The following is a 25,776-nucleotide window of genomic DNA, read 5'->3' on the forward strand; positions in this document are numbered from 1 at the left end:
TTCGGGTGACGCTTGCGCAGATGGTTCGTTTCGGTAACGAACTGGTGCGGGGCGACGGGGGACAACGATGCACGACATGGCCAGGCTGGAGGAGCGATTCCGCTCGGCTGCGGTGGGCCGCGAGCCGTGGATGGCGCCGCTCACCGAGCTGACCGAGATGCTAGGCGCCAAAATGGGCCAGCTCGCGATGGTCGACGGCCATGGCAATTTGTTGCTGAACGTCTTCACCCAGCACGCGCTCGACACCAGCGACGACTATATGGCCTGGCGCGGCTACGACCCTGCGGTCAATCCACGTAGTCGCGCGATCGTCAGCGGGCAGGCGATGCGGTGCATCGTCGACGAGGAATTCATCGACCCGCAGGAGGCCGCGCGCTCTCCGATCTATCAAGAGCTGTTCAGGCCGCACGATGTGCCGCACGCGGGGCTTGTTCCGCTGTCGTCCTCGCCCGCGGATGGCATGGGTGGGCTCACCATCCTCTGGTCGACCAGCGCCGGCGCCGCCGACACCTTCAAGCGCCGTATCGTCGAGGCACTCGCCCCTTCGCTGGCGGCGGCGTTATCGCTCTCGACGCATCTCGAAGGTAGCAAGGCGGGCACCCTGCTCGATACCGTCGAGATGCTGAGCGGACCCGCGATCCTGCTCGGACCCGACCGCGGCATCGTCGGCGTTTCCGCCCAAGCCGAGGCATTGCTCCGACGCGGTAGTCATCTGGCGATGCGCGCCGGCCGGCTCGGTGCCATGATCGCGCAATGCGAGGCGGCGCTCGATGCAGCCTTCCGGCGCACGATCGCCCCCGGAACGATGCCGGGCGTACCGATCAAGCTCGTCGTCGTCAGCGTGCGCGATCGATCCCCGATGCTGCTGGAGCTACACCGCCTGCCCCGCCGCGATCAGCAAGGGTCCGCCAATGCCCGCGTCCTGCTCACCGTCCGCACCCCGCGCCCCGAACTACCGACCTCCACCGCCGACGCGCTGCGCAAGGCGTTCGACATGACCGCGGCCGAAGCGGCGGTCGCCGAGCTGCTCGGCCTTGGCCACGACCTCGCCACCATCGCGACCCGCCGCGGTGTCGGCATCGAGACGATCCGCAGTCAGCTCAAATCAATCTTCCAGAAGACCGGCACCCGCCGCCAGGCCGAACTGGTGATCGCCCTCGCGCCGTATCGGTGAGGGCGTGCGCCTGCGAGACACCGAACTTGCGACTTCTCGCGAAGGCCGGAACATGTATGACTTCCCGTCACCCCGGACCTGATCCGGGATCCCGCTTTTCAGCGAAACCACAGACCTGTGTTCGTGCGGTTCAGCGAGACCCCGGATCAAGTCCGGGGTGACGTGATGATTTACGGAAGAGAATGACGGGTGAATTCCTCCACCCTACTCCGCCAGGTCCGAGAACTTCGTATAGGTCGGGTCGAACCGCATCCGTACCTTGCCGGTCGCGCCGTGGCGCTGCTTGGCGACGATCAGCTCGGCGAGGCCGTAGACCCGCTCCATCTCCGCCATCCAGGCGTTGTGGTCCTCGTGCACCTTGGCGCTGTCGCCTTCGACCGGACGCTTCGGTTCCTTCGAGGCGACGTAGTAATCCTCGCGGTAGACGAACCACACCATGTCCGCGTCCTGCTCGATCGATCCCGATTCGCGCAGATCCGACAGCATCGGCGTCTTGTCCTCGCGGCTCTCGACCGCGCGCGACAGCTGCGACAGCGCCAGCACGGGAACGTTGAGGTCCTTGGCCAGCGTCTTCAGCCCGCGGCTGATCTCGGAGATTTCCTGGACTCGGTTGCCGTCCTTGTTCTTGCCCGATCCGGTCAGCAGCTGGAGGTAGTCGACGACCACCAGCCCGATCTCGTTGTTGTGGCGCCGCTGCAGTCGCCGGACGCGGGTGTGAAGGCCGCCGATCGTCAGCCCGCCGGTATCGTCGATGAACAGCGGCAGGTTCTCCAGCTCCGCGGCGGCGGCGGCGAGCTGGCCGAACTCGGCGCGGCTGATTTTGCCCATGCGCAGGCTTTCCGAACTGATCCGCGACTGTTCGGCCAGGATGCGGGTCGCCAGCTGGTCCGCGGACATTTCGAGCGAGAAGAACGCGACCTTGGCGCCGACCGAATCGGCGGGCGCGATCCCGTCCGCCATGTCGCGCATCCAGCGCCGCGCCGCATTGAACGCGATGTTCGTCGCGAGGGAGGTCTTGCCCATCCCCGGGCGGCCCGCGAGTATCATCAGATCCGAATGGTGCATGCCGCCGATCTTGGCGTTGATGCTGTCGATCCCCGTGGTCACGCCCGACAGGTTGCCGCCCGAATTAAGCGCGCGTTCGGCCATCTTGACCGCCATCGTCGTCGCCTGTGCGAAGGTCTTGACGCTACTCTCCGCGCCGCCGTCCGCGGCGACCTTGAACAGCTCCTCCTCCGCCAGCTCGATCTGCCCGCGCGGATTGACCTCCTCCGACGTGTCCATCGCGCGATCGACCAGCGTGCGCCCCACCGAGACCAGCGCGCGCAGCATTGCCAGGTCGTAGATCTGCTGCGCGAACTGCCGCGCACCGATCAGCCCCGCGCCGCTGCCGGTCAACCCCGCCAGATAGGCCGGCCCACCCAGCTCGCGCATGCCCTCGTCCGCCTCGAACATCGGCCGCAGCGTTACCGGGGACGCCAGCATGTCGTTCGACCGCAGCGTCTTGATCGCCGCGAAGATCCGCCCGTGCAGGGGTTCGTAGAAATGCGTGGGTTCGAGCCGGTCGAGCAGGTCGTCCGCCAGCCGGTTGTCGATCATCATCGCGCCGAGCATCGCCGCCTCCGCCTCGACGTTGCGCGGCAGCTGCTGTGGCTCGACCGGAGTTGGCGTGGGGAATGCGAGTGTGGCCATCGCCGCGTAATACGCCCCCGGCGCGCCTCCCCTCAACCCCGCCTGCGCTGGAATGATGGGGATAAGTGACAGCCTCCTGCCGCCTCGCTATCGCTGCGGCCATGGCCGATCCGCGGATCATCGATGTCGAACTCGACGAACGCACCATCTTGTGGCGGTCGGCGGATGTCGAGCAGGAGCGCCGAATTGCGATCTTCGACTTGATCGAGGGCAATCATTTCGCCCCGCAGCGCGAGCATCCCGATGGCTATGCCGGCCCGTACAAGATCACGCTGTCCGTCGAGGAAGGCCGTCTCGCGATCCAGATCAAGCGCGCCGACGACACCCCGCTCGAGCTGCTGGTGCTCGCGCTCGGCCGATTCCGCCGCCCGATCCGCGACTATTTCGCGATCTGCGACAGTTACTACCAAGCGATCCGCGCCTCCACCCCGCAGCAGATCGAAACCGTCGACATGGCCCGCCGCGCCGTCCACAACGAGGCGGCGGAGCTGCTGAAGGAGCGGCTCGACGGCAAGATCGAGGTCGATTTCGATACCGCGCGGCGGCTGTTCACGTTGATCTGCGTGCTTCATATCCGCGGCTGATGGCTAGGTTCATGATCAAGGGAGCCGCGGTGCTCGCGGGCATCGGGCTGGTCGGCGTGCTAGGCTGGCACGGCGCCACCGGCTGGGCGCCGTCGACCGCACAATATCCGCTGCAGGGCGTCGATCTCGGGGCCGAGTCTGGGCCCGTCGAATGGGGCATGGTTCGCGCGCGCGGGGCCGACTTCGCCTATGTCGTCGCGACCTCGGGCGCCGACCGTCGCGATCCCGCCTTCGAGGCGCATTGGGCGGCGCTGCCCGAGGCGGGGCTGCGGCGCGGTGCGATCCACCTCTATTCGCTGTGCCAGCCCGCACGCTCACAGGCCAACGCCTTCAACGCCTTCGTGCCCCGCGCGGACGATGCACTGCCCGCCGCGGTCGATGTCTCGTTCCGCGCCGATTGCGCCGCCCGCCCCGATCGCGCCGCGTTGATCGCCGATCTCGAAACCTTCGTCACGATGGTCGAGACGCACACCAAGAAGCCGCTGCTCCTGCGCATCGGCCGCGACGCCGAACGCACGTACAAGATCACCGGCGCGATCCAGCGACCGATCTGGACGGTGGCCAACATGGTTCGTTCGGATTACGCCGCGCGGCCTTGGCGGATGTGGCGCGCGAGCGACTTCCGCCGTGTCGACGGCATTGAAGGGCCGGTCAACTGGGACGTGGTAGCGCCATGAACGACGACATCGCCCGCCTGATCGACGCTGCCCGGCACGCGGCACGCCACGCCCATGCACCCTATTCGCGGTTCGCGGTCGGCGCGGCCTTGCTGCTCGACGACGGCGCCATCGTCACCGGCGCCAATGTCGAGAACGCCAGCTACGGTCTGTCGCTCTGCGCCGAAACCGTCGCCATCGCTTCCGCCAGCGCGCAGGGCCGGATCGCCGACATCGTCGCGATCGGCGTGATCGGCGGCGCGATGGACGCAGCCGGCTTGGCGAGTGGCACCACGCCGGTCAGCCCGTGCGGCCGCTGCCGCCAGGTGATCAACGAGGCCGCACAGATGGGTCACCGCGACATCCTGGTCCATTGCGGCGCCGCGACCGGCGATGCGGTGACGACCTATCGCTTGTCGCAGTTGCTGCCCGACGCGTTCGGGCCCGCCGATCTCGGTATCGGCTGACCTACCAGGCGGCGTCGATCGGCGCGCGGCCGGCGATCTCGTCCAGTCGCCGCCGCGTGGCGGGAGATGCGGTCGCGAGCAGCCGGTCGAGCGCGAAGAACGCGGCCTCGGCGATCTCTACCCGATCCGGCATCGGCGTGCCCACGAGCATGGCGCGATACAGATGCACGGTGTCGCGCCGCCCCTCCCCAGCCGCCAGGTAGGTGCCGACGATCGTCACCCCGGTAATCCCGCAGCCAATTTCCTCGCGGATCTCCCGCGCCGCGGCGTCGAGCGGGTCCTCGCGCCATTTCACCCCGCCACCCGGCAGCATGAACGCCGCGGTATCGCCATAGCGATGCCGAACCAGCAACACCTCGCCCGACTGGTGGAACGCCGCTACCTTCACACCGCGGGTCCGCCAGCCGACCAGCGCCTGGACCCGCCGACGAAACCGGTACGCGCGATCGAGCCAGCGCTTCTTCATCGGATCGCCTCTCCAGCCCGCTTGCCTCGCGCGGCAAAGGCGGCGAGACACGCTCGCAAAGGGGAGCCACCATGTCCATCCTGTCCGATCGCTGGATCCGCGAAGCCGCGCAGACCCAGGCGATGATCGAGCCGTTCGTCGAGAACCAGCGTCGCGACGGCTGCATCAGCTACGGCCTGTCGTCGTACGGCTACGACGCGCGGGTCGCCGACGAATTCAAGATCTTCACCAATGTCGACAGCGCGATCGTCGACCCCAAGGACTTTGCGTCGAACAGCTTCGTCGATCGCAAGACCGACGTGTGCATCATCCCGCCCAACAGCTTTGCGCTGGCCCGCACCGTCGAATATTTCCGCGTGCCGCGCGACATCCTGGTGATCTGCCTCGGCAAATCGACCTATGCCCGCTGCGGGATCATCGTCAACGTCACCCCGCTTGAGCCCGGCTGGGAAGGCCATGTGACGCTGGAGTTCTCGAACACCACCCCACTGCCCGCGAAGATCTACGCCAACGAAGGCGCGTGTCAGTTCCTGTTCCTGAAGGGCAACGAACCATGCGAGGTGAGTTACGCGGACCGGGCAGGTAAATATATGGGGCAACGTGGGGTGACGTTGCCGAAGCTTTGATGGTTGAGGGAAGAGCAAAAAGCTGCGGCACTCCCGGCGCTCGCCCGTCGATTCCGCGGAGGCGGAACTCAAGACTTACTCAATCCGGGGCTTCGCCAGGATTGATTGGCGCCTGAAGACTAAACGGTCGTCATCGACCAAACTAACAGCCTCGTCACGCCGCGTTGTTCGGGGATCCACTGTGCCGGAGAAAAGGACGCCACTCCTGCGGAATGGTGGATCCCGGAACAAGGCTTTCCTGAGCGAAGTCGAAGGGTCCGGGATGGCGAAGGAACGTGCTCCACATGCGCATTCGGCATATTCGAAGGCTGGCTCGCAGGTCGCTGCATGCAGCGCAGAGCCACCGATCGCGCTAAGATGATCGTCGACTAAACTCTCCGGAGTACCGTCATACAGTAGCGGCATCAGCTAATTAGACCCGTCTTCGATCACCCATGCTCACCCTCACCCTTCGCCGCCTTCGGCGTATTTCCCTCTCCCGGCGGGAGAGGGAGGGAGCGGCAAAGCCGCGGAAAGGTGAGGGTGATCGGTCCTGATCGAATGCGCGTCCAAACTATGAAGGCCGAGCGACCGCGATTTTGCGGGCGATCAGCGCCCACCCTTTCCAACCATTGGCGTGGCGATCAGCGTGAAGCGAAGCTCTGGTTCGGGAAACGCTGCAAGCCGCGCGTCGCCACGTCGTGCGACGACACGACCGCGCCCGAGGGCATGTCCATCGCCACCGCCGGCTGGTCCAGTACCGCGGCATAAAGCCGCCGTGCGTCGGCGGAGCGGCCGGTCTGGAGATACACCGCGGCCAGGTTGAGCATCAGTTCGGGGCGATCGGGCGCGGCACGCAGAGCCGCATTGATCTGGCGTTCGGCCATCGGGAAGTTCCCCGCGGCGATCGCCTGGAACCCGGTACGTTCGGCGGCGAAGGCGGGGGTCGCCGCGGCGAGGCCAAGTGCGAGAACAGCAATCATGCGCATCGATCGTCTCCTCAGCTGCCCTTCCGTCCTCACTACCGGGGCGAAAGGTTTCAGATTTGTGACACGAGTGTGTCACTTTTGAGACTCCGCGGCAAGAGGCGCTTTCGACGTCCCGTCCCGCGATGACGCGCAACGAAAAAGGGCGGCCCCGAAGGACCGCCCTGCATTCGACTATCGCTGTTCCCGCGAGGGAAAAACCTAGAAATCGTTGCGATACTGCTCGTTGCCGATGAAGCCGAGCTTGCTGATCTGCGACCGCTTGATCACCGCCAACGTCCGATCCACCACCTCGTATCGCGCCGACGGATCGGGCTGGAAGTGGAGTTCCGGCTCCGGGTTCATTCCCGCCGACGTGTCGAGATACTGCCGAAGCGTGATCTCGTCCACCGGTGCGCCGTTCCACGACACCGTGCCGGCCGGATCGATCGACACCTTGTTCTTCTCGGGGTCGACGGGTGGCCGCGACTGGCGCGGATCGTTGACCGGCAGATCGACCTTAACCGCATGGGTCTGGATCGGGATGGTAATGATGAACATGATGAGGAGCACGAGCAGCACGTCGATCAACGGCGTCATGTTCATGTCCATCATCGGCTCGCCGTCTTCGCTGCCGCCGCTCATTGCCATTTCTAAAATACTCCTGGTCGGTTGCCCGAATTACATGCGTGCGGTGGTGGATCCCGGCGGTGGCTCGGAAATGAAGCCGACCTTCGCGAAGCCCGCCATCTGCATGGTGTAGATGGTCCCGCCGACGCAGCGGTACGGCGTGTTCACGTCGCCGCGAATGTGCGCCTCGGGCAGTTCGAGCTCCGGATTGCCGACGCCGCCCTGACGCGCGATTTCGGCCTTCAGCTTCTCGACCGCACGATCGAGCAGTTCCCCACTCGTCACCGGGGACGTGCCCCAGAATACCGCGCACGATCCATCCGGTTTTGTCGTCACCGACAGTGACACGTTCTCGGGCTTGGTCGTGGTCGGATCGAACTTCACGTCGGGAAGCTTCAGCTTCACCGTCTGGACCACGACCGGCACCGCGATCAGAAAGATGATGAGCAGAACCAGCATGACGTCGACCAGCGGCGTCGTGTTGATGTCCGACATCGGTTTATCGGTGGTATCGCCACCAACGCTCATCGCCATGTGAGAGCTTTCCTATTCAATCAACAGTCCCGCCGGCCACACGGCCGACGGGTGGCGGGGCGATCCACCGGACCGCCCCGCCGCATCCGATCACGCGCGGGTCTGAACGCCGCCGGTCTGGCCGGCAGTGGTCGTCGACGCGGTGGTCTTCACCGGCGCCGGGCCCTTGGTGCCGCCTGCGGTCACGGGGCGAACCGCACCGTTCGAGGCGAGATAGCCGAGCACGTCGTTCGAGAAGGTCGACAGTTCCTCGGCAATCGCCTTGTTGCGGCGCTGCAGCCAGTTGTACGCGAGCACCGCGGGAACCGCGACGACCAGGCCGAGTGCGGTCATGATCAGCGCCTCGCCGACCGGGCCGGCGACCGCGTCGATCGACGCCTGGCCTGCCGCGCCGATCTTGATCAGTGCGCGGTAGATGCCGATAACCGTCCCGAACAGGCCGATGAACGGGGACACCGAACCGACGGTCGCGAGGAACGCCAGGCCGCTGCCGAGCTTCGAGTTGATCGCCGCTTCCGAACGGGCGAGCGAACCGTGCAGCCAGTCATGCGCCTCGACCGGGTCGGTCAGGCGGGTGTGCTGCTCCTGCGCGGCCAGACCGTCGTCGACGATCTGCTTGTAGGCCGAGTTCTTCTCGAGCTTGGCCGAGCCTTCGCGCAGGTTGCCGGCATTCCAGAAGCCCTGACGCATGCGCTTGGCCTGGTTCATGACCTTCTGCTGCTCGAAGAGCTTCGAGAACAGGATGTAGAACGACACGATCGACATCAGCACGAGGATCGAGAACACGGCCTGCGAGATGAGGCCGCCTTCGCGGAGTGCCGGGCCGAGGCCGTACGGGTTGGCGCCTTTGGCGGCCGCTTCGCCGCCAGCAGCGAGGATGGTGATGAGCATGGTCAGGTTGATCCCTCTAATTCAGCGATAGCTTGTACGATGGAGTGCGGCGGTGGCCCGGCCAGATGCCGCGCCACCGCCGTGATGTTAATTACCCTCGAGCTTCCACACGACGTTGCGCAGAGTGAACGAGGATTCGATCGCCGTGCCGGCGGCATCCTTGGCCGGATTGAACTTCCCGTTGCGCTGCGCGAGGCGGCACGTGGTGCTGTCCAGATCGGCGTTGCCGCTCGACGACGTCACCGAGCAGGCGGTGACCCGCCCGTTAGGACCGACCGTCACCCGGACGCTCACGCGACCCTCCGCTTCCGCACGGCGTGCGGCGGCAGGATAGCTGTCCTGCGGGAACCAGTCGCCCTGGTTGCCGCGCGGGGACACCGGAACGGCGACCCTGGGCGGTCCTGGAGCAGGCGCTGGCGGAGCGGGCGGTGCGGCGACCGGCGTCGGTATATAGACCGGCGGGGGCGTCGGCACCGTGTTGATCACCATCGGCGGCGGATTCGGATTCTGCACGATCGGCGGCGGCGACACCACCGGCGGCGGGGTCATCGGCTGATCGGGCGGAGGCGGCGGGGGCTCGTCCGGCGGCGGGGGAGGCGGCTCCTCCACGTCGAACGTATTAAGCTTTTCTTGGGCCTTTTTCACGTACTGGTACGCAAGGCCGGTGACGAAAGCATAGCCCAGAGCCGCGTGGATGAGCGCCACGATAACGATCGCGACCACTTTGCCACCGGACATCTTTTGGTCAACGTAGGCCATTCAGCAACGACACTCCCTAAATCTGACGGCGCTCCCCGGCGCGGCGTTGCACGCAGGAGGCCGTCCGCTACGGCTGTTCACCCGCGACGGAGTGCGAGTCCTATCGCCCCGCCCTTTGACACGCAAACGCTTTGTCGGACGCAAACTGTCTAACGCAACAAACGTTCAATGGGTGCGCCCGGGAATTATTTCTGTAACGTTCAGGTGGCCTGCGCTAGCGCGATCCGATGGTTACGAGCCTTTCCCTCGCCGCGCTGCTGATCGCCGCGTCCCCCCCCGCCGCTCTTCCGACGTCGCCACAACAGGCTGTCCAGGCACCCGCCGTGATCGGCCCGAGCTACGCGGACCTGGCCGATCTCGCAGTCGCCGCCCCAGTGATCGCCGATGCGACGATCCGATCGGCGACGCTGATCAAGGGCCCCGAAGCGGCATCGGTCGCCCCCGGCCATGTGCGCTTCTACGCCGAGGCTGACGTCACCTCGCTGGTCCGCGGCAGCGGCGGCATCGCGCCGCGGATCGGCTATGTGGTCGACGCGCCGCTCGACGCGCGCGGCCGGCCGCCCAAGCTCAAGAAGCAACGCGTACTACTGTTCGCGCGTCCCGTTTCGGGATCGCCCGGCCAGGTCCAGCTCGTCGGCGCGTCGGCGCAGCTGCCCTGGACGACCGATTCGGATGCACGCACTCGCCGAATCGCGGCCGAGCTGGTCGCGGCCGAGGCGCCCCCGACGATCACCGGGATCGGCAATGCCTTCCACGTCCCGGGCTCGCTGCCCGGCGAAGGCGAGACCCAGATCTTCCTTACGACCGCCGACAATCGTCCGGTGTCGCTGTCGATCCTGCGCCGCCCCGGCGAGCAGGCCCGCTGGGCGGTCGCGCTGAGCGAGATCGTCGACGAGGCCGCAGCGCCGCCCGCGCGCGACACGCTGCTCTGGTATCGCCTCGCCTGTGCCCTGCCCGCGACGCTGCCCGAACGCAGCACCACCACACTCGACGCGGCCAACGCGGCTATCGCCGGCGAGGACTATGCGACCGTGATCGCCGCGCTCGGCCCCTGCCGTCGGTCTAGCTGACGGTAAGCACCTGCCCGGTCGTCGATCGCGCGCCTTCCAGGAACGCCACCGCGGCATCCACCGCCGCGGCAGCCGCATCCGCGCCGCGGACCACGAGGTTCAGCCGCCCTGCCGGGGCGCGTTCGATCGCCAACGGCGCGATCGACGCCAGCGCGAGTGCCGACGCCAGCGGTGACCAGCCCGCATCGATCACCACCACCACCGACTCGGCATCCACCGCGCGCACCCGCGCAGGCAGGTCGTCGGCCTCGCGCAGCTCCAGCCGCATCAGCGCCGGTGCCGCACCAGCGTGATGCCGATCGCCTCTCCAGCCTCCGAGATCGCGAGCTTCACGATCTTGACCGTTACCCGCAGCACGCGCTCGTCGGTAAGGAACAGCGTTTCGCAGATATGATCCGCAACCCCTTCGATCAGCGTGAAATGCACCCCGGCCGGCAGCGCGGTGGTCGCGGCATGCTTCAGGTCGAGATAATTCTTGGACGCCGCCAGCGGCGTATCCGGATCGAACCGCGCCGGGCAGCGCAGGTCGACCGTGATCGAGATACGGAGTGGCTGCGGGAGATGCGTCTCCTCCGAATAGATGCCGGTCAGGACCGGCACTTCCATGTCGTGCACTTCGAGCTGGAGGCTGTCTTCCATCGCGCGCCTCTAGCAGACGCGACGGCGCGGGGAAGCCTCCTGCCGCCACCCATCGCGCGCCCGGCTTGCGTTCGCCGCGATCCACGCTACTGCGCGCGACCGGCTGCGTCGCCCGCGCGGGGCCGATTTGACCGGGGAGGCGTCAGATGATCGAGATCGTGCCCCTGTCCCGAATTGATGCCACCGCGGTCGAGGACCTGCTCGATCGTGCGTTCGGCCGCGACCGCATCTATCGCACCGCCTACAAGATCCGCGGCGACGCCCCCGCTATCCCCGCACTGAGCTTCGCCGCGATCGAGGACGAAATACTGGTCGGCTCGATCCAGAGCTGGCCGATCGCGCTGATCGCCGACAGCGGCGCCACGTCCGACCTGGTGATGATCGGTCCGGTCGCGGTCGATCCTGCCCGCCAGCGCGATGGCATCGGCCGGCGATTGATGACCCACATGCTCCAGGCTGCGGCCACCACCGGCTGCGACGACGCGCTGATGCTGATCGGCGACCCGGACTATTACAGCCGCTTCTTCGGCTTCGTCGCGAATGCCACGACCGACTGGCGCCTGCCCGGCCCGGTCGAGCGCCACCGCCTCCTCGCCCGCGGCGCACGCGTGCCCCGCGCGCCGGGCATGCTCGGCCGGCGCGTCGCCGCCACCGCCTGACCGCGAACGCCGGGCTTTACGCAAGCGGCGCGCCTCCCTACCTCGCGGCCATGCCGATGGACCCGCTCCCCGATCTCGCGACGCTGAGCCTTGCCGAGATCGTGCGTCTGGTCGAGGAGCGCCGCCTGCCCCCGGTGGACAAGTGGAACCCGACACATTGCGGCGACAGCGAGATGCGGATCGCGCGCGACGGCACCTGGTATCATCAAGGCTCGCCGATCGGGCGGGAGGCGATGGTGCGGCTGTTCGCCTCGATTCTGCGGCGCGAACCTAACGGCAGCCACGTGCTCGTCACCCCGGTCGAAAAGCTCGACATCGTGGTCGAGGATGCGCCCTTCGTCGCGGTCGAGCTGAAGGCCGAAGGGTCGGGGCGCGACACCCGCCTCGCCTTTAGACTCAACACCGGCGATCTCGTTACCGCGGGGCCTGCAAATCCCTTGCGTTTCGCGGCGGGCGAGGACGGCCCCCGCCCCTATCTCGCGGTTCGCGGTGGCATGGAGGCGCTCGTCGCGCGCCCGGTCTATTACGAACTAGCCGACCGTGCCGGGCAAGGGGACGACGGCGCGTTCGGCGTCTGGAGCGACGGCGCGTTCTTCGGCATCGAGCCGCAGGACGGCGAAACGTCGTGACGCTGGTCGAGCGGCTCGCCGACGCGCTCACCGCCAACCGCGTGCCCGATCACCCCTATCTGATCGGCGACGGCCCGCTCGCCGCCACCGACGATCCGTTGAGCGAGGCGGCCGTCCTCGTCGCGATCACCGATCGCGCCGAGCCGGGGGTGATCCTCACCCAGCGTACCGAAACGATGCGCAAACATCCTGGTCAGGTCGCCTTCCCCGGCGGGCGCGCCGACCCGGAGGATGTCGATGCGGTCGCCACGGCGCTGCGCGAGGCGGAGGAGGAGATCGGGTTGCCGCCCACTGCGGTCCGCGTCGCCGGGCTGGCCGATCGCTATCGCACCGGCACCGGCTACCACATTACCCCCGTCGTGGGCGTGGTCGCGCCCGATCTGCCGCTGCGCCCGAGCGAGGCGGAGGTCGCGAGCGTGTTCGAAGTGCCGCTCGCCTTCCTGCTCGATCCCGCCAATCACCGCGATGCACGCGCGATGTGGCAGGGCACCGAGCGACGCTTTACCGAGATCTTCTGGCAGGATCGCCGGATCTGGGGCGCGACCGCAGCGATGATCGTCAACCTGTCCCGGCGGCTGCGATGGACCTGACGCTGGACCCCGCAGCATTCCGCGACCGTACCGGCCTCCCCGCATTGCTTGACGCGCTCGGCGCGGGCGAGGCGCGCTACGTCGGCGGTATCGTTCGCGACACGTTGCTCGGCATTGCCGCCGCCGATCTCGACATCGCCACCGTGCATCCCCCCGAGGAGGTGGTCGCGCGGCTGCAGGATGCGCGGATAAGGTCGGTCCCGACCGGCATCGCGCACGGCACCGTCACCGCAGTCCTGCCCTCCGGCCCGGTCGAGGTGACGACGTTGCGCCACGACGTGTCGACCGACGGCCGCCACGCGGTGGTCGCCTTCACCGACGACTGGCGGGAGGACGCCGCACGCCGCGATTTCACGATCAACGCGCTCTATGCCGATCCCGCGACGGGCGAGGTGTTCGACTATTTCGGCGGTCTCGACGATCTCGCCGCGCGCCGGGTACGCTTCATCGGCGATCCGCTCGCACGGATCGCCGAGGATCATCTCCGCATCCTGCGCTTCTTCCGCTTCCATGCCCGTTTCGGCGAGACGATCGATGCCGACGGCCTCGCCGCCTGCGCAGCGCGCGCCAACGATCTGATGGCCTTGTCACGCGAGCGGATCGCGAGCGAGCTGCTGAAGCTGCTGGTCGCGCCCGGCGCGGTCGCGGCGGTGGCGCTGATGATCAACCGCGCGATCCTGCGCGCCGTCCTGCCCGAGATCACCGACGCCGCCGCGCTCGCCACTTTGGCCGAGCGCGAGGCTGCGGCAGGGATCGTGCCGGATCCGATTCGCCGGCTCGCGGCGCTGGTTCCGGCCGACGCCGCCGAAGCGATCGGCTCACGGCTCAAGCTGTCGATCGCGGACCGCCGCCGGCTGATCGCCGCGACCGCCGGCCCGGGTGACGAAGGTCCGCGCGCGCTCGCCTACCGGGTAGGCGTCACCCACGCGGTCGATCGCCTGTTGCTGGCCGGCGAACCGGTCGACGATCTGCCCGACTGGAGCCCGCCGGCGATGCCGATCGGCGGCGGTGCGCTGGTCGCACGCGGTCTTCGCAAAGGCCCGGAAGTCGCTGCGACGCTACGAAAGATCGAAACCGTCTGGGTAGCCGAGGGCTTTCCCGACAGGACGCGAGTCGATCAGCTCGCCGACGAAGCCGTCGCGGCGGCCCTGCGCGCATCGAGCATCGACAACGCATCCGCCGATTCGAGCGGCTTGGCGTAGAGATAACCCTGGCCATAGGTGCAGCCGAGCGCCGCCAGTGTCTGTGCCAGTTCGTTGCTCTCGATCCCCTCCGCGGTGGTCTTCATCCCCAGCGCCTGGGCGAGGCTGAGCACCGCGCGCACGATCGCGATCTTGTCGCGATCCGCCAGCATGCCGGTCACGAAGCTGCGGTCGATCTTCAGCACGTCGATCGGCAGCTTCTGCAGATAGGCGAGGTTCGAATAGCCGGTGCCGAAATCGTCCATTGCCAGCGTGGTGCCGAGCGCGCGGAGCGCGTGCATGATCCCCGCGATCCGATCCGGGTCGCTGACGATCGCGCTTTCGGTGAGTTCCAGCGTGAACCGGTCGCCGGGCAACCCGTGACGGATCAGCGCCGCCTCCACCACCGGTGCGATGTCGTCGCGTTGCAGCTGGATCGCGGACAGGTTCACCGCGACCTTCACGCCGCAATCGCCGCCCATCGCCGCATCCCAGGCCGCAAGCGTCTGCGCCGCCTCGTCGATCGCCCAGCGGCCGAGCGGGACGATCAGCCCCGATTCCTCGGCAACGGGGATGAAGTCGGTCGGCATGTGATCGCGCCCGTCCTCGTCGCGCCACCGGGCCAGCGCCTCGAAAGAGACGATCTCGCCGGTCGATAGGTCGCAGATCGGCTGGTAGGTCAGCCGCAGCTCGCGTCGATCGATCGCGCGCCGCAACGCGGTCTCCATCGCGAACTGCTCGCGCGCCAGTGCGAACGCCTGGGTCTGGTAGAATTCGGTCTTGCCGGTCGATTTCGCGCGCTTCAGCGCGAACTGCGCGTGGCGGATCAGCTCCTCGACATCTTCGACCGCATCGGCGTTCAGCGCCACACCGATCGAACATTCCACCCCGATCTCGTAGTCGGTAAGCCGGAACGGCGCCATCAGCGCACGTTGGATCCGGTCGGCGAGCTGCGCGGCCTCGTGCGGGTCCTCGTCGATCGTCATCGCGATCCCGAACTCGTCGCCGCCGATCCGCGCCAGCCCGTCGCGCGCGCGGAGCGCACCCTTGATCCGCCGCGCCACGGTGATCAGTAGCTCGTCGCCCGCCAGGCTGCTGAGGCAGGCGTTGATCCGGCCGAAGCGGAGCAGGTCGACGATCAGCACCGCATGCCGCGTTCCCGACGCGCAGAGCGGCTCGATCATGTCGATGAAGCCCTCGCGATTTGGCAGCCCGGTAAGGCTGTCGGTCGTCATCTCGCGGCGCAGCGTGCGCTCGGTATGGATCTGCGAGGTCTGGTCGATGAACGCGATCGTGCAGCGGTTGCGATACGTCAGCGCCGATCGCGCGATCGTGACGCGGTAATAGCGGCAGTCGATCGCGTCGCCGACCGTCCAGTCGAAATCGAGCCGCAGCTCGCCACCGTCCAGGAATTCCTCGATCCGCTCGCCGAGCGCGATCAGCATCGGCGAGCGCGCCGCATTCACCCCAAGTCCGGCTAGCCGATAGGCGCGATTGACCGCGACTACCGTGAAACCGTCCTCACCGCGCGACACATGCGCCGCGGGGATCGGCATCAGTTCGAGCCCGCGCTCCAGCATGCCTGGAGTCAGGAAAAGGGCGCCGGGCGCGTCGGTGGCGGCGGATGCCATCCGCTCCGTCTAACCCGCGATCGTTAAAGGGCGATAAACCCTGATCTATTTTAGGGAGGCGACCCGACCCGCACCGGCGGCGTCAGCCGAAGCGGTTGTCGCGCGGAAAGCCGGTCGGCGGCGTGCGCCCCGCCGCGCCGCGCGCCGCGCGCCACATCGACAGGTCGGGCTCGCTCCGCGTCCGCCCGGTGTCGCCGCCCATCGGCCAGCTCAGCCCTTCCGCGAACACGAAGGTCGTCGCATCGGACAGGCTCCCCTCGCGGAACCGCTGCAACTGCGCGCCCTGCCCGCGCGTCATCTCGGGCAGCTCGGCGAGCGGGAACACCAGCATCTTGCGGTTGTCGCCGATCGCCGCGACGTAATCGTCCTTCGCGGCGATCGGCCGAACCACCAGCAGGCTGGACCCGATGCGCGGCGTCATCACCGTCTTGCCCTTGCGCGTCTCCGCGATCGTTTCCGCCACCGGCACCACGAAGCCGCGGCCATCGGTCGCCGCCAGCAACAGCTTGTCGGTGCCGCGCGCCTTCAGCAGCGCGACGATGCCGACATTGCCATCGAGATCGATCATCGCGCGCACCGGCTCGCCGAAGCCGCGCCCGCCCGGCAGCCGGTCCGCGCCGAGCGTGTAGAACCGTCCGTTGGCGGCGGCGAGCAGCAGCTTGTCGGTGGTCTGCGCATGAAAGGCGAAGGCGGGGCCATCGCCCTCCTTGAACTTCAGCGTCTCCGCCGAGGCGAGCTCGACATGCCCGCGCATCGCCCGGATCCACCCGCGCTGCGACAGCAGCACCGTGATCGGCTCGCGCTCGATCATCGCCTCCAGCGGGATCTCGCGCGCAGGCGCCGCTTCCTCGATCGTCGTCCGACGCTTCCCCAGCGGAGTGTCGGCACCGTAGCGGTCGCGGATCTTGGTCAGGTCACGCTTCATCCGTGTCCGCTGCCGCGCGTCGGACCCGAGCAGCGTCGTCAGATCTGCCTGTTCCTTGTCGAGCTTGCCGCGCTCGGTGCGGATCTCGAACTCCTCCAGCCGCCTCAGCGATCGCAGCCGCATGTTGAGGATCGCCTCGGCCTGGCGGTCGGTCAGCGCGAACTCGGCGATCATCACCGCCTTGGGCTCGTCCTCGGTGCGGATGATCTCGATCACCCGGTCGAGGTTCAGATAGGCGACAAGATAGCCGTCGAGCAGCTCGACCCGGTCCGCGATCTTCGCCAGCCGGTGCTCGGTGCGCCGCCGCAGCACGACGAACTGGTGGTCGACCCACGCCGCCAGCGCCTGCCTCAGGCTCATCACCCGCGGCGTGCGATCCTTGTCGAGCACGTTGAGGTTGAGGCTGACCCGTGTCTCCAGATCGGTCAGGCGGAACAGCCCGTCCATCAGCACGCCCGCATCGACGGTGCGGCTGCGCGGCTCGAGCACGATGCGCACCTCGGCGTCGGATTCGTCGCGGACGTCGGCCAGGATCGGCAGCTTCTTGTCGTTGATCAGCGCCGCGATCTGTTCGATCAGCTTGCCCTTCTGGACGCCGTACGGGATTTCCCAGATGACAGCGTGCCACCCGCCGCCCTTCTCGGGCACTTTCTTCCACTGCGCTCGCACCCGGAAGCCGCCACGCCCGGTCACATAGCTCTCCGCGATCACCGCGGGCGGATCGACCACCAGCCCGCCGGTCGGGAAATCGGGCCCGCGAACGAACCCCATCACCGCCGCGTCGTCGGCCTCGGGCCGGTCGATCAGCATGATCGCGGCGTCGAGCAGCTCGGCGGCGTTGTGCGGCGGGATGCTCGTCGCCATCCCCACCGCGATCCCCGCCGCGCCGTTCGCCAGCAGGTTCGGGAAGGCGCCGGGAAACAGCTCGGGCTCCTGCTCCTCGCCATTATAGGTCGGGCGATACGCGACCGCGTCCTCGTCGAGCCCGTCCATCAGGTCGATCGCGACCTGGGTCAGCCGCGCCTCGGTATAACGGTAGGCGGCGGCGTTATCGCCGTCGATGTTGCCGAAATTGCCCTGCCCGTCGACCAGCGGATACCGCAGCGAGAAGGTCTGGGCGAGCCGCACCATCGCATCGTAGACCGACTGATCGCCATGCGGATGATATTTGCCGATCACGTCGCCGACGACGCGCGCGCATTTCTTGTAGCCCTGGCTCGGATCGAGCCGCAGCAGCCGCATCGCCCACAACAGCCGCCGATGCACCGGCTTCAACCCGTCGCGCACGTCGGGCAGCGATCGCGCGGTGATCGTCGACAGCGCGTAGACCAGATACCGCTCCGACAGCGCGCTATCGAACGGCGAATCGACGATGCTGTCGAAGGGATCCTTGAAGTCGTCGACCATCAGGGTTCAAACCCAATCAGAACAGGGTCGTGACGGAGCGGAATTTGGCGCCAGGCAAGGAGCAAGGAGGGAGCGATGCTCTCGCATCGTGACCGACGCGCGACGCCGCATGGCGCCAAATTCCGCCCGCCGCGAAGCGGTCGCCCGTGGAAGACCGCCGAGCGGCGTCGCTTGCTTGCGCGTAGCGGAGCTACGCGTCTTCGCTGCGCTCCTTGTCGGCGGTCTTCCACGGGCGATCACGATCCCTGTTCTGATTGGGTTTGAACCCTTAGCCCGCGATAGCATCGCCCGCTCGGCAATCAATCCACGGCGGTCGCCGAGGAAGGCCGCTTCACCACGCGGTCGAGCAGCGCACGATGCTGCCGCCCGGTCTCGTGCCAATTGTAGCGCTCGCCATAGGTACGCGTCTTCGCGCGATCGGGCAGCGCGGCGAGCAGCTGCGCGATGCCGTCGCGGATCGCCGCGACGGATCGGTCGGCGACCAGCAACCCCGCCTCGGGCACCTTCACCACCTCCGGCGACCCCCACACCGGGGTCGCGACCAGCGGCGTCCCGCAGGCGAGCGACTCCAGCAGCACGTTGGCGATCCCCTCGCGGTCCGAACAGCTCACCGTCAGGTCCGCGGCGCCGTAGAGGTTTGGGAGCCGCGGCTGATCGACATGGCCGAGGAACTCGACTCGTCGCGCGACCCCCAGCGTGTTGGCGAGCGCCCGCAGGTCCGCCTCGCGCGGCCCGTCGCCCGCGATCATCAGCTTGACGTCGGGCAGCTCGGCGATCGCGCGGATCGCGAGGTCATGTCCCTTGCGGTCGATCAGATGCCCCACCGACAGCACCGTCGGCCCGGTCAGGCCGAAGCGCGCGCGCAGCTCGGCGCGATCCGCGGGCGGGCGGAACAGCACCAGGTCCACGCCGTGCTCGACCACCGATACCTTGTCCGGATGCGCGCCGAGCGACAGCAGCTCGTCGCGCAGCGCCGCCGCCACCGTCGTCACCGCACCCGCGCGCTCGATCGCGGCGAGGATCATGCCCCGCTGGCGGCGATAGCGCGGGATCAGGCTGACATCGGTGCCGAGCGCGCTCATCGTGAATGGCCGATCGAACCGCCGAGCCAGCATTGCTGCCGCGATTCCATCGGGATAGAGGTAATAGCTGTCGATCACGTCGAAGTCGAAGCTGCGCTGCAGGCGCGCGACATGCGGGTAGAGCGCGGTCGCCATCAGCCACGGCGCCATCGTCATGCCGATCTTCGGCAGCGTCGGATAACGCGGATACGTCACGTCGACCCCGCGCCGCGATTCGCTCTGCGGCGCGCGCGCGAACTCGCCATAGCGGCCGAACATGCGGTGCCCGCTCGGGAACCACGGCACCGGCGCGACCACGCGGGTCTCGTCGCTCAGCCGGCAGACATGCGCGACCCGGTGTTCGATGAAGATGCCGTGGCGGCGCTGCACCGAATTTGGGTAGAGGCTCGACAGGGTAAGGATCTTCATGCCGCGGGTCCTATCGTATGCAGGTTACTTTTCCCGTACCGCCCGCTCGGCTAGCGTCGCGCGATGCCGTTACCCGCCCTGCTCGCCCCGTTGCTGCTGACCGCAGCCCAACCCACGCTCCTGACCTGGGACGATCTCGCCAAGCGCAAACACCCGGTCGCCAGCGCGACGATCGCCTATGGCAGGGACGCCATGCAGAAGGTCGACCTGTGGCTGCCCAAGGGCAAGGGCCCCTTCCCCGTCGTGCTGATGGTGCATGGCGGCTGCTGGCAGAGCTCGATCGCCGACCGTCGCCTGATGGACTGGATTGCGGACGATCTGCGCCAGGGCGGCATCGCGGTGTGGAACATCGATTATCGCGGCGTCGATCGCGTCGGCGGCGGCTATCCCGGCACCTTCGCCGACGCCGCCGCCGCCGCCGATCGGCTCGGCGACGTCGCGGCCCGCTATCGGCTCGACACCGGCCGGGTCATCGCGGTCGGCCACTCCGCCGGCGGTCACCTCGCATTGTGGCTCGCCGGACGCCCGCGCCTGCCCGCGTCCAGCCCGCTGCGGCGCGACAAGCCCCTGCAAATCGCGCACGTCATCAGCCTCGGCGGCCTGCCCGATCTCGCCGCGACCGCCGCCAGCCCCGACAATGGCTGCGGGACGGAGATCGTCGCCAAGCTGGTGGGCACCGGCCGCGCCGATCCCTATGCCGACACCTCGGTCCCGCGGCTGCTGCCGCTCGGGGTGCCGCAGGATCTGGTCAACGGCAGGGAGGACAAGATCATCCCGTTCCGCATGGCGGTCTCCTACGTCGCCGCCGCCAATGCCGCGGGCGACGAGGCGACGCTGCACGAGGTCGCGAACACCGGCCATGTCGAGCTGGTGGTGCCCGAAAGCGCCGCCTGGGCCACCACCAGGCGGCTGATCCGCGCGGCGCTCACCCGATGAACCGCGACCAGGCTCGCGCTCTCGACGCCGCCGATCCGCTTGCGCCGCTGCGATCGCAGTTCGTGCTGCCCGACGGCGTGATCTATCTCGACGGCAACTCGCTCGGCGCGCTCCCCCGCGCGACTCCCGCCGCGATCGCGGACGCGGCGGAGCGGCAATGGGGCGATCGGCTGATCCGCAGCTGGAACGAAGGCTGGATCGACGCACCGCAGCGCCTCGGCGCCGCGATCGCCCCGCTCATCGGCGCCGGACAGTCTGAGGTGATCGTCGGTGATTCGACGTCCGCCAATCTCTTCAAGCTATTGGTCGCCGCACTTCGCATCGATCCTGCACGCCGCGCAATTGTTAGCGAGACCGGCAACTTCCCGACCGATCTCCATATCGCAGAGGGCGCGATCGGCTGCGTCGACGGCGCGACTCTGAACGCAGTGCCGCGCGGCGCGCTGCTCGACGCGCTCGGCGACGACACGGCGGTGCTGATGCTCACCCATGTCCATTACAAGACCGGCGAGCGCTTCGACATGGCCGCCCTCACCGCCGCCGCGCACGCCGCCGGGGCGCTGGTGCTATGGGATCTCAGCCACTCGACCGGCGCCGTCGCGGTCGACCTCACCGGCGCGGGCGCGGACCTCGCGGTCGGATGCACGTATAAGTATCTCAACGGCGGCCCCGGCGCGCCTGCCTTCCTCTACGTCGCCGAACGCTGGCAGGACCGGCTCGCCAGCCCCTTGTCGGGCTGGATGGGGCATGCCGAGCCGTTCGCCTTCGCCGACGCCTACCGCCCCGCCCCCGGCATGACCCGCTGGCTTGCCGGCACCCCACCGATCCTCGCCATGACCGCGCTCGAATCCGGACTGTCGCTCTGGCACGACCTCGACCGCGACGCCCTCTGGGCAAAGAGCGCCGCCCTCTTCGACATCCTCGCCGCCGCGGGAAAAGCGCACGACCTGACCTGCATCACCCCGAGCGATCCCGCGACGCGTGGCAGCCACATCAGCTTCCGCCACCCCGATGCCTACGCGATCACCCAGGCGCTGATCGGCCGCGGCGTCATCGGCGACTTCCGCGACCCCGACGTCCTCCGCCTCGGCCTGACGCCGTTGTACCTGAGCCACGAGGACGTCTGGCGTGCCGGCGAGATCCTGGGCGAGGTGACCGCCACGGGAAGCTGGCGCGACCCCCGCTTCGCGCAACGGCTCGCCGTCACCTGACCCGTTGCACGCTTGCGCTGCGATGTGGGGTTCTTGCGTCGGACACCGGCGCAGCCACACCCTCCGTCACCCCGGACCAGTTCCGGGGTCCACGGTGCCGCGCACTCGACGGCTTCTGCTCTTGCGGACCGGTGGACCCCGAAACGGGTCCAGGATGACGGCAGATGCTCAGCGACGACCTTGCAATGTAGGATTTCAACGCGCAGCCCTCGGCCACGCTGTTTCTCATCGTCTGTCAGCCACCCCGAACCCACGCACACGCGTGTAGGTGAGACTCTTGTGACTCTTGGTCGCCGCGACGCCTCCCGATTGCGCGCCCCGCCCCCCTTCGATATACGCCGCTCGATCCTACGCCCCGGCCGCTCACCCGTGCGCCGGGGCTGCTCATTTCCAGGGGAACGCCCGCATGGCTCGTCGCCGCCAGATCTACGAGGGCAAGGCCAAGATCCTCTACGAGGGTCCGGAACCCGGCACGCTGATCCAATATTTCAAGGACGACGCCACCGCGTTCAACGCCCAGAAGAAGGGCACGATCAACGGCAAGGGCGTGCTCAACAACAGGATCAGCGAGCACATCTTCACGCTGCTCGGCACGATCGGCGTGCCGACCCACTTCATCCGCCGCCTCAACATGCGCGAGCAGCTGATTCGGCAGGTAGAGATCGTTCCGATCGAGGTCGTGATCCGCAACGTCGCCGCGGGCTCGCTGTCCAAGCGTCTCGGGATCGAGGAAGGCGTGCAGCTGCCGCGGACGATCATCGAATATTACTACAAGGACGATGCGCTCGGCGATCCGATGATCACCGACGAACACATCGCCGCGTTCGGCTGGGCGAGCCAGGAGGAGATGCACGACATCGCCGACCTCGCGATCCGCGTGAACGATTTCCTCTGCGGCCTGTTCGCCGCGGTCGGCATCCGGCTGGTCGACTTCAAGCTCGAATTCGGGCGGATCTGGGACAACGACTATGGCCGGATCATCCTGGCCGACGAGATCAGCCCCGACGGTTGCCGGCTCTGGGACATGGAAACCGACGAGAAGCTCGACAAGGATCGCTTCCGCCGCGATCTCGGCGGCGAGGTCGAGGCCTATCAGGAGGTCGCCCGCCGTCTCGGCCTGTTGCCCGAGGGCGGCGACAACGCCGTGCTCGACCTGGAAAGCCACCGCAAGCGCCGCGGCAAGTAAGCCGGCCTGAGGTTCGGCGCATCGTGTCGCCGCGAAGGCGGGGACTCAGTGCTAGGCTCACGCCTTCTCGGGAGCACAGAAAAGCCCGGTCGTCTGGCGTGATCCTGACAGTAAATAGCGGTGGCACCGAGCTTTAAGCTAAGCAACACGCCACCCTTTAGACGCTGTTAACCCTGTGCCGGTATCCCGCCCTCATACCCGAAACATGGGTCTGAAGGGGTCCTGTCATGCGCGCCACTCTTGCGATTCTGTCTCTGCCGCTCCTGTCCCTCGCCGCGTGCGGCGGTAGTGGCGGCGGCGGCACCCAGTCGCTCGGCACCATCGCCCCGCCGATCGCCGGCGGCACCGTGTCGGGCGGCGGGGTCGTATCCGTTGCTCCGACACCGACGCCAACCAGCACGCCAACGTCGTTCCTCGACGTGAAGACGACCACGACCTTCGATGCGATCGGCGCTCTTCATGCGATCGACGTCACGGATAAGGGCGCCAGCCTTTACACCGGCAACGCCAGTACGGTCGGAACGCCCAGTGGGACGATCACCTTCAATCCCCGCGACGGCATCTTCACCGTCGCGCTGGCCGATACCGCTGCGGGCGTGACACGCAACGTAAACTACCAGGATCCCGCGCATCGCACCGACATCGGCTTCGTCCAGAGCGAGATTCCCGATCTGCCGTCGTTCAACTATCTCGAGGCGGCGTCGAGCGACAGCTTGGCAGACACCTTCTTCTATAAGCGTCCCGGCAACACCGCGAGCTTCGTGACGCTCGCAGGGTTCACCCACCGGAGCAAGCTCGATGCCGCAACAGGCGCCTTCCACTCCGAGCGCGGCGTCATGGTCTTCGGCAGCAAGTCCACACTGCTGCAGATCCCTTCCACCGGCAGCGGCCATTTCGACGGCGACTTCCTCGCCACGATGATCGCGGGCGGCGCAACCGCGTCGGTCAGCCTGCCTCTCCAGTGGATCAGCGGCACCAGCTCGGTCGACGTGGATTTCGGCAAGTCGACGCTTGCGCTGGGTCTGACCGGAACGGTCGGTAAGACTTTCGTCAACAACTCGCCGGTCAACGACTTCTTCTCCGACATCCCGACCGGGGCGGTGTTCACCGCCAACGGCACCGCCTCGCTCACCGGCTCGCGCACCAGCTTCGCGGGCAAGTTCACGAACGCCTACTTCACCAGCGGCGCGACCCGCACCAACATCGATTTCGCGCCGATCAGCGCCGCCAGCAGCGTCGCCGGCGCAAGCTCGATCGACGGCGCCTTCTACGGCCCCGGGGCGGAGAATGTTGGCGGCAATTTCCGCATCACCGGCGGCGTCCCGGATCAGCGGATCGACATACTCGGCGCGTTCACGGGCGCGAAGAAGTAGCTTCCCGCAGAGGGGGACGAACCATGCGGATGGCGTTGATCGCCGGCGCCGTGGCGTTATGCGGCTGCATTCTCGCACCCAGCAACGCTGCGGCGGGCGTACGGTCGCGATGTGAAGCGGGCGTGTGTGAGCTACAGCTCACCCCGCAACAGCTGCTCGCCGCCGCCGAACGGCTGGTGCGCGAACAGCGCTTCGCCGAAGCTACCCCGCTGATCGCCGCGCTACGCCAGGCGCCCGGCTTCACCATGCAGACCCGGTTCCTCACCGGCTTCATCGCCGCGCAGACCGGCAAGCTGCCCGAGGCGGCCGCGCAATATCGCGCGATCCTCACGGACGATCCGCGGCAGACCGCGGTGCGGCTGGAGCTCGCCAAGATCATGCTGGCGATGCGGCAGCCCGCCGCCGCCGACAAGCAGTTCCGCATTGCCGAACAGGATGCCACGCTCTCGCCCGAGGTGCTGCGCACCATCCGCACCGTCCGCGACACGATCCGCAGCGCTCGAGCCTGGCAGGTCGACGTCAGCGTCGGCATCGCCCCCGACAGCAACATCAACAACGCGACCGCGGTCGATACCGTCACGGTGATGCTCGGCGACACCCCGATCCCGCTGACGCTCGACGATCGAGCCCGCAAGCGATCCGGGCTCGGCCAAACCGGCCAGCTCTCCGCCCGCCTCCGCCTGCCCACCGCCAAGAAGCTCTCCGCGCTCGCCGACCTAGACCTCAACGGCACCAACTATTCGGGATCGTCGTTCGACGATTATGTTGCGCAGCTCGCGCTCGGCGGCGAGTATCGCTTCACCGATCGCACCAGCGCCTCGCTCCAGACCGTCGGCGCCAGCCGCTGGTTCGGCGGCGACGCGGTCAGCCGCCAGATCGGCGTCCGCGGCGGCGCCCAGACCGTGCTCGGCACCAAGCGCCGCATCGGCTTCCAGATCGACGCCCGCCGCACCACCGCGTTGTTCGATTCGGGCTATAGCGGCTGGCAGGGCGGCCTCTACGGGACCTACGAACAGAGCCTGTCGCCCGCGGTCGTGCTGTCTGCGGGGCCGTTCGTGCGCCGCGACTGGCTCAACGAACGCGCCTATTCCAGTACCGAGATCGGCGCCAATGCCGGGATCGGCGGCGAGCTCCGCTACGGCATCAACTTCGGGCTGAGTGCCGGCGTCTCGCATGCCCGCTACGACGCGCCGCTCACGCTGTTCGACGCCACCCCGCGCCACGATTGGCGCTTCGTCAGCCGTGCGACGCTCGGCAACCGCAAGATCCGCGTGCTCGGCCTGTCGCCGCAGGTCAGTTGGTCCTTGTCGCGGATCGATTCGTCGCTGACCCTCTACAAGACGAGCCGCAGCCGCTACGAATTCACCCTCGCCCGCTATTTCTGACCCATCCCGCGCTTGCTCGTCCCCGCCCCGCGGCATAGGGA

The 25,776-nt window shown here is 67.7% G+C and carries 27 protein-coding genes; 15 read left to right on the plus strand and 12 right to left on the minus strand.

Annotation, left to right across the window (positions count from 1 at the left end; genetic code table 11):
• Positions 1-67 precede the first annotated feature (67 nt).
• The gene (locus ACT009_RS05340) at positions 68-1,174 is read left to right on the plus strand and encodes a helix-turn-helix transcriptional regulator (protein ID WP_445193317.1); all 1,107 of its coding nucleotides are present in this window, start codon (positions 68-70) and stop codon (positions 1,172-1,174) included.
• A gap of 204 nt (positions 1,175-1,378) precedes the next feature.
• Here the strand turns inward: ACT009_RS05340 and ACT009_RS05345 are convergent, their stop codons facing one another.
• On the minus strand, positions 1,379-2,866 hold the full coding sequence (locus ACT009_RS05345; protein ID WP_445193318.1) for a replicative DNA helicase: 1,488 nt from the start codon (positions 2,864-2,866) through the stop codon (positions 1,379-1,381).
• 101 nt (positions 2,867-2,967) lie between these two features.
• Here ACT009_RS05345 and ACT009_RS05350 point away from each other — a divergent pair, with 101 nt between their 5' ends.
• The 3 genes from ACT009_RS05350 to ACT009_RS05360 are packed head-to-tail and all read left to right on the plus strand — an operon-like array spanning position 2,968 to position 4,573.
• Positions 2,968-3,450 carry a UPF0262 family protein gene (locus tag ACT009_RS05350; protein ID WP_445193319.1) on the plus strand — a complete coding sequence of 161 codons (483 nt, stop codon included), beginning with the start codon at positions 2,968-2,970 and terminating at the stop codon, positions 3,448-3,450.
• Positions 3,450-4,127: a GH25 family lysozyme gene (locus ACT009_RS05355; RefSeq protein ID WP_445193320.1), complete on the plus strand. Its 678-nt coding sequence runs from the start codon at positions 3,450-3,452 to the stop codon at positions 4,125-4,127. The genes ACT009_RS05350 and ACT009_RS05355 overlap by 1 nt, the downstream gene beginning before the upstream one ends.
• The gene (locus tag ACT009_RS05360) at positions 4,124-4,573 is read left to right on the plus strand and encodes a cytidine deaminase (protein WP_445193321.1); all 450 of its coding nucleotides are present in this window, start codon (positions 4,124-4,126) and stop codon (positions 4,571-4,573) included. The genes ACT009_RS05355 and ACT009_RS05360 overlap by 4 nt, the downstream gene beginning before the upstream one ends.
• 1 nt (position 4,574) lies before the next feature.
• Here ACT009_RS05360 and ACT009_RS05365 read toward each other — a convergent pair whose 3' ends face one another.
• Positions 4,575-5,039, minus strand: coding sequence for an NUDIX domain-containing protein (locus ACT009_RS05365; RefSeq protein WP_445193322.1), 465 nt, complete (start codon positions 5,037-5,039; stop codon positions 4,575-4,577).
• A gap of 71 nt (positions 5,040-5,110) precedes the next feature.
• Here ACT009_RS05365 and dcd point away from each other — a divergent pair, with 71 nt between their 5' ends.
• Positions 5,111-5,665 carry a dCTP deaminase gene (dcd, locus tag ACT009_RS05370; RefSeq protein ID WP_445193323.1) on the plus strand — a complete coding sequence of 185 codons (555 nt, stop codon included), beginning with the start codon at positions 5,111-5,113 and terminating at the stop codon, positions 5,663-5,665.
• A 623-nt stretch (positions 5,666-6,288) separates the two neighbouring features.
• Here the strand turns inward: dcd and ACT009_RS05375 are convergent.
• The 5 genes from ACT009_RS05375 to ACT009_RS05395 form a co-directional block, all read right to left on the minus strand.
• The gene (locus ACT009_RS05375; RefSeq protein WP_445193324.1) at positions 6,289-6,633 is read right to left on the minus strand and encodes a tetratricopeptide repeat protein; all 345 of its coding nucleotides are present in this window, start codon (positions 6,631-6,633) and stop codon (positions 6,289-6,291) included.
• A 198-nt stretch (positions 6,634-6,831) separates the two neighbouring features.
• The gene (locus tag ACT009_RS05380) at positions 6,832-7,260 is read right to left on the minus strand and encodes an ExbD/TolR family protein (protein ID WP_445193325.1); all 429 of its coding nucleotides are present in this window, start codon (positions 7,258-7,260) and stop codon (positions 6,832-6,834) included.
• 30 nt (positions 7,261-7,290) lie between these two features.
• A complete protein-coding gene (locus ACT009_RS05385) occupies positions 7,291-7,773 on the minus strand; it encodes an ExbD/TolR family protein (protein ID WP_445193326.1) in 483 nt (160 codons plus the stop codon).
• 90 nt (positions 7,774-7,863) lie between these two features.
• The gene (locus ACT009_RS05390; RefSeq protein WP_445193327.1) at positions 7,864-8,664 is read right to left on the minus strand and encodes a MotA/TolQ/ExbB proton channel family protein; all 801 of its coding nucleotides are present in this window, start codon (positions 8,662-8,664) and stop codon (positions 7,864-7,866) included.
• 87 nt (positions 8,665-8,751) lie between these two features.
• Positions 8,752-9,423 (minus strand): TonB family protein, encoded by a 672-nt coding sequence (locus tag ACT009_RS05395; protein WP_445193328.1) that lies wholly within the window; start codon positions 9,421-9,423, stop codon positions 8,752-8,754.
• Between the two features lie 227 nt (positions 9,424-9,650).
• On the opposite strand from ACT009_RS05395, the gene ACT009_RS05400 reads away from it, so the two are divergent.
• Complete coding sequence (locus tag ACT009_RS05400) at positions 9,651-10,493, plus strand: hypothetical protein (protein ID WP_445193329.1); 843 nt, start codon at positions 9,651-9,653, stop codon at positions 10,491-10,493.
• On the opposite strand, the gene ACT009_RS05405 is transcribed toward ACT009_RS05400, so the two are convergent.
• On the minus strand, positions 10,486-10,761 hold the full coding sequence (locus tag ACT009_RS05405; RefSeq protein WP_445193330.1) for a Rossmann fold domain-containing protein: 276 nt from the start codon (positions 10,759-10,761) through the stop codon (positions 10,486-10,488). The two genes, ACT009_RS05400 and ACT009_RS05405, sit on opposite strands and share 8 nt — an antisense overlap.
• Positions 10,761-11,132 (minus strand): dihydroneopterin aldolase, encoded by a 372-nt coding sequence (locus ACT009_RS05410; RefSeq protein ID WP_445193331.1) that lies wholly within the window; start codon positions 11,130-11,132, stop codon positions 10,761-10,763. The genes ACT009_RS05405 and ACT009_RS05410 overlap by 1 nt, the downstream gene beginning before the upstream one ends.
• Before the next feature lie 146 nt (positions 11,133-11,278).
• Between ACT009_RS05410 and ACT009_RS05415 the strand changes: the two genes are divergently transcribed.
• Genes ACT009_RS05415 through ACT009_RS05430 form a run of 4 tightly spaced genes read left to right on the plus strand, consistent with a single transcriptional unit; the run spans position 11,279 to position 14,212 of the window.
• Complete coding sequence (locus ACT009_RS05415) at positions 11,279-11,791, plus strand: GNAT family N-acetyltransferase (RefSeq protein ID WP_445193332.1); 513 nt, start codon at positions 11,279-11,281, stop codon at positions 11,789-11,791.
• 50 nt (positions 11,792-11,841) lie between these two features.
• Positions 11,842-12,420 carry a DUF1285 domain-containing protein gene (locus tag ACT009_RS05420; protein ID WP_445193333.1) on the plus strand — a complete coding sequence of 193 codons (579 nt, stop codon included), beginning with the start codon at positions 11,842-11,844 and terminating at the stop codon, positions 12,418-12,420.
• Complete coding sequence (locus ACT009_RS05425; protein ID WP_445193334.1) at positions 12,417-13,010, plus strand: CoA pyrophosphatase; 594 nt, start codon at positions 12,417-12,419, stop codon at positions 13,008-13,010. Before ACT009_RS05420 ends, ACT009_RS05425 begins: the two co-directional genes overlap by 4 nt.
• Positions 13,001-14,212: a CCA tRNA nucleotidyltransferase gene (locus tag ACT009_RS05430; protein ID WP_445193335.1), complete on the plus strand. Its 1,212-nt coding sequence runs from the start codon at positions 13,001-13,003 to the stop codon at positions 14,210-14,212. The genes ACT009_RS05425 and ACT009_RS05430 overlap by 10 nt, the downstream gene beginning before the upstream one ends.
• On the opposite strand, the gene ACT009_RS05435 is transcribed toward ACT009_RS05430, so the two are convergent.
• The 3 genes from ACT009_RS05435 to ACT009_RS05445 all read right to left on the minus strand — a co-directional run bounded on the left by ACT009_RS05435 (position 14,128) and on the right by ACT009_RS05445 (position 19,644).
• Positions 14,128-15,822: a putative bifunctional diguanylate cyclase/phosphodiesterase gene (locus ACT009_RS05435; protein ID WP_445193336.1), complete on the minus strand. Its 1,695-nt coding sequence runs from the start codon at positions 15,820-15,822 to the stop codon at positions 14,128-14,130. The genes ACT009_RS05430 and ACT009_RS05435 overlap by 85 nt on opposite strands.
• Before the next feature lie 82 nt (positions 15,823-15,904).
• Positions 15,905-18,154 (minus strand): DNA topoisomerase IV subunit A, encoded by a 2,250-nt coding sequence (gene parC / locus ACT009_RS05440; protein WP_445193337.1) that lies wholly within the window; start codon positions 18,152-18,154, stop codon positions 15,905-15,907.
• A 299-nt stretch (positions 18,155-18,453) separates the two neighbouring features.
• Entirely contained in the window at positions 18,454-19,644 is a 1,191-nt protein-coding gene (locus tag ACT009_RS05445) for a glycosyltransferase (protein WP_445193338.1), read from the minus strand.
• A 63-nt stretch (positions 19,645-19,707) separates the two neighbouring features.
• Between ACT009_RS05445 and ACT009_RS05450 the strand changes: the two genes are divergently transcribed.
• The 5 genes from ACT009_RS05450 (at position 19,708) to ACT009_RS05470 (ending at position 25,735) form a co-directional block, all read left to right on the plus strand.
• Positions 19,708-20,580 (plus strand): alpha/beta hydrolase family protein, encoded by an 873-nt coding sequence (locus ACT009_RS05450; protein WP_445193339.1) that lies wholly within the window; start codon positions 19,708-19,710, stop codon positions 20,578-20,580.
• Positions 20,577-21,791, plus strand: coding sequence for a kynureninase (kynU, locus tag ACT009_RS05455; protein WP_445193340.1), 1,215 nt, complete (start codon positions 20,577-20,579; stop codon positions 21,789-21,791). Before ACT009_RS05450 ends, kynU begins: the two co-directional genes overlap by 4 nt.
• A 406-nt stretch (positions 21,792-22,197) precedes the next feature.
• Positions 22,198-22,977 (plus strand): phosphoribosylaminoimidazolesuccinocarboxamide synthase, encoded by a 780-nt coding sequence (purC, locus tag ACT009_RS05460; protein ID WP_445193341.1) that lies wholly within the window; start codon positions 22,198-22,200, stop codon positions 22,975-22,977.
• A gap of 227 nt (positions 22,978-23,204) precedes the next feature.
• Positions 23,205-24,350, plus strand: coding sequence for a transferrin-binding protein-like solute binding protein (locus ACT009_RS05465; protein WP_445193342.1), 1,146 nt, complete (start codon positions 23,205-23,207; stop codon positions 24,348-24,350).
• Positions 24,351-24,472: 122 nt separating this feature from the next.
• Positions 24,473-25,735, plus strand: a complete 1,263-nt coding sequence (locus tag ACT009_RS05470) for a surface lipoprotein assembly modifier (RefSeq protein ID WP_445193343.1) — start codon at positions 24,473-24,475, stop codon at positions 25,733-25,735.
• Positions 25,736-25,776 lie beyond the last annotated feature (41 nt).

This window comes from Sphingomonas sp. Tas61C01 (genome assembly GCF_052567495.1).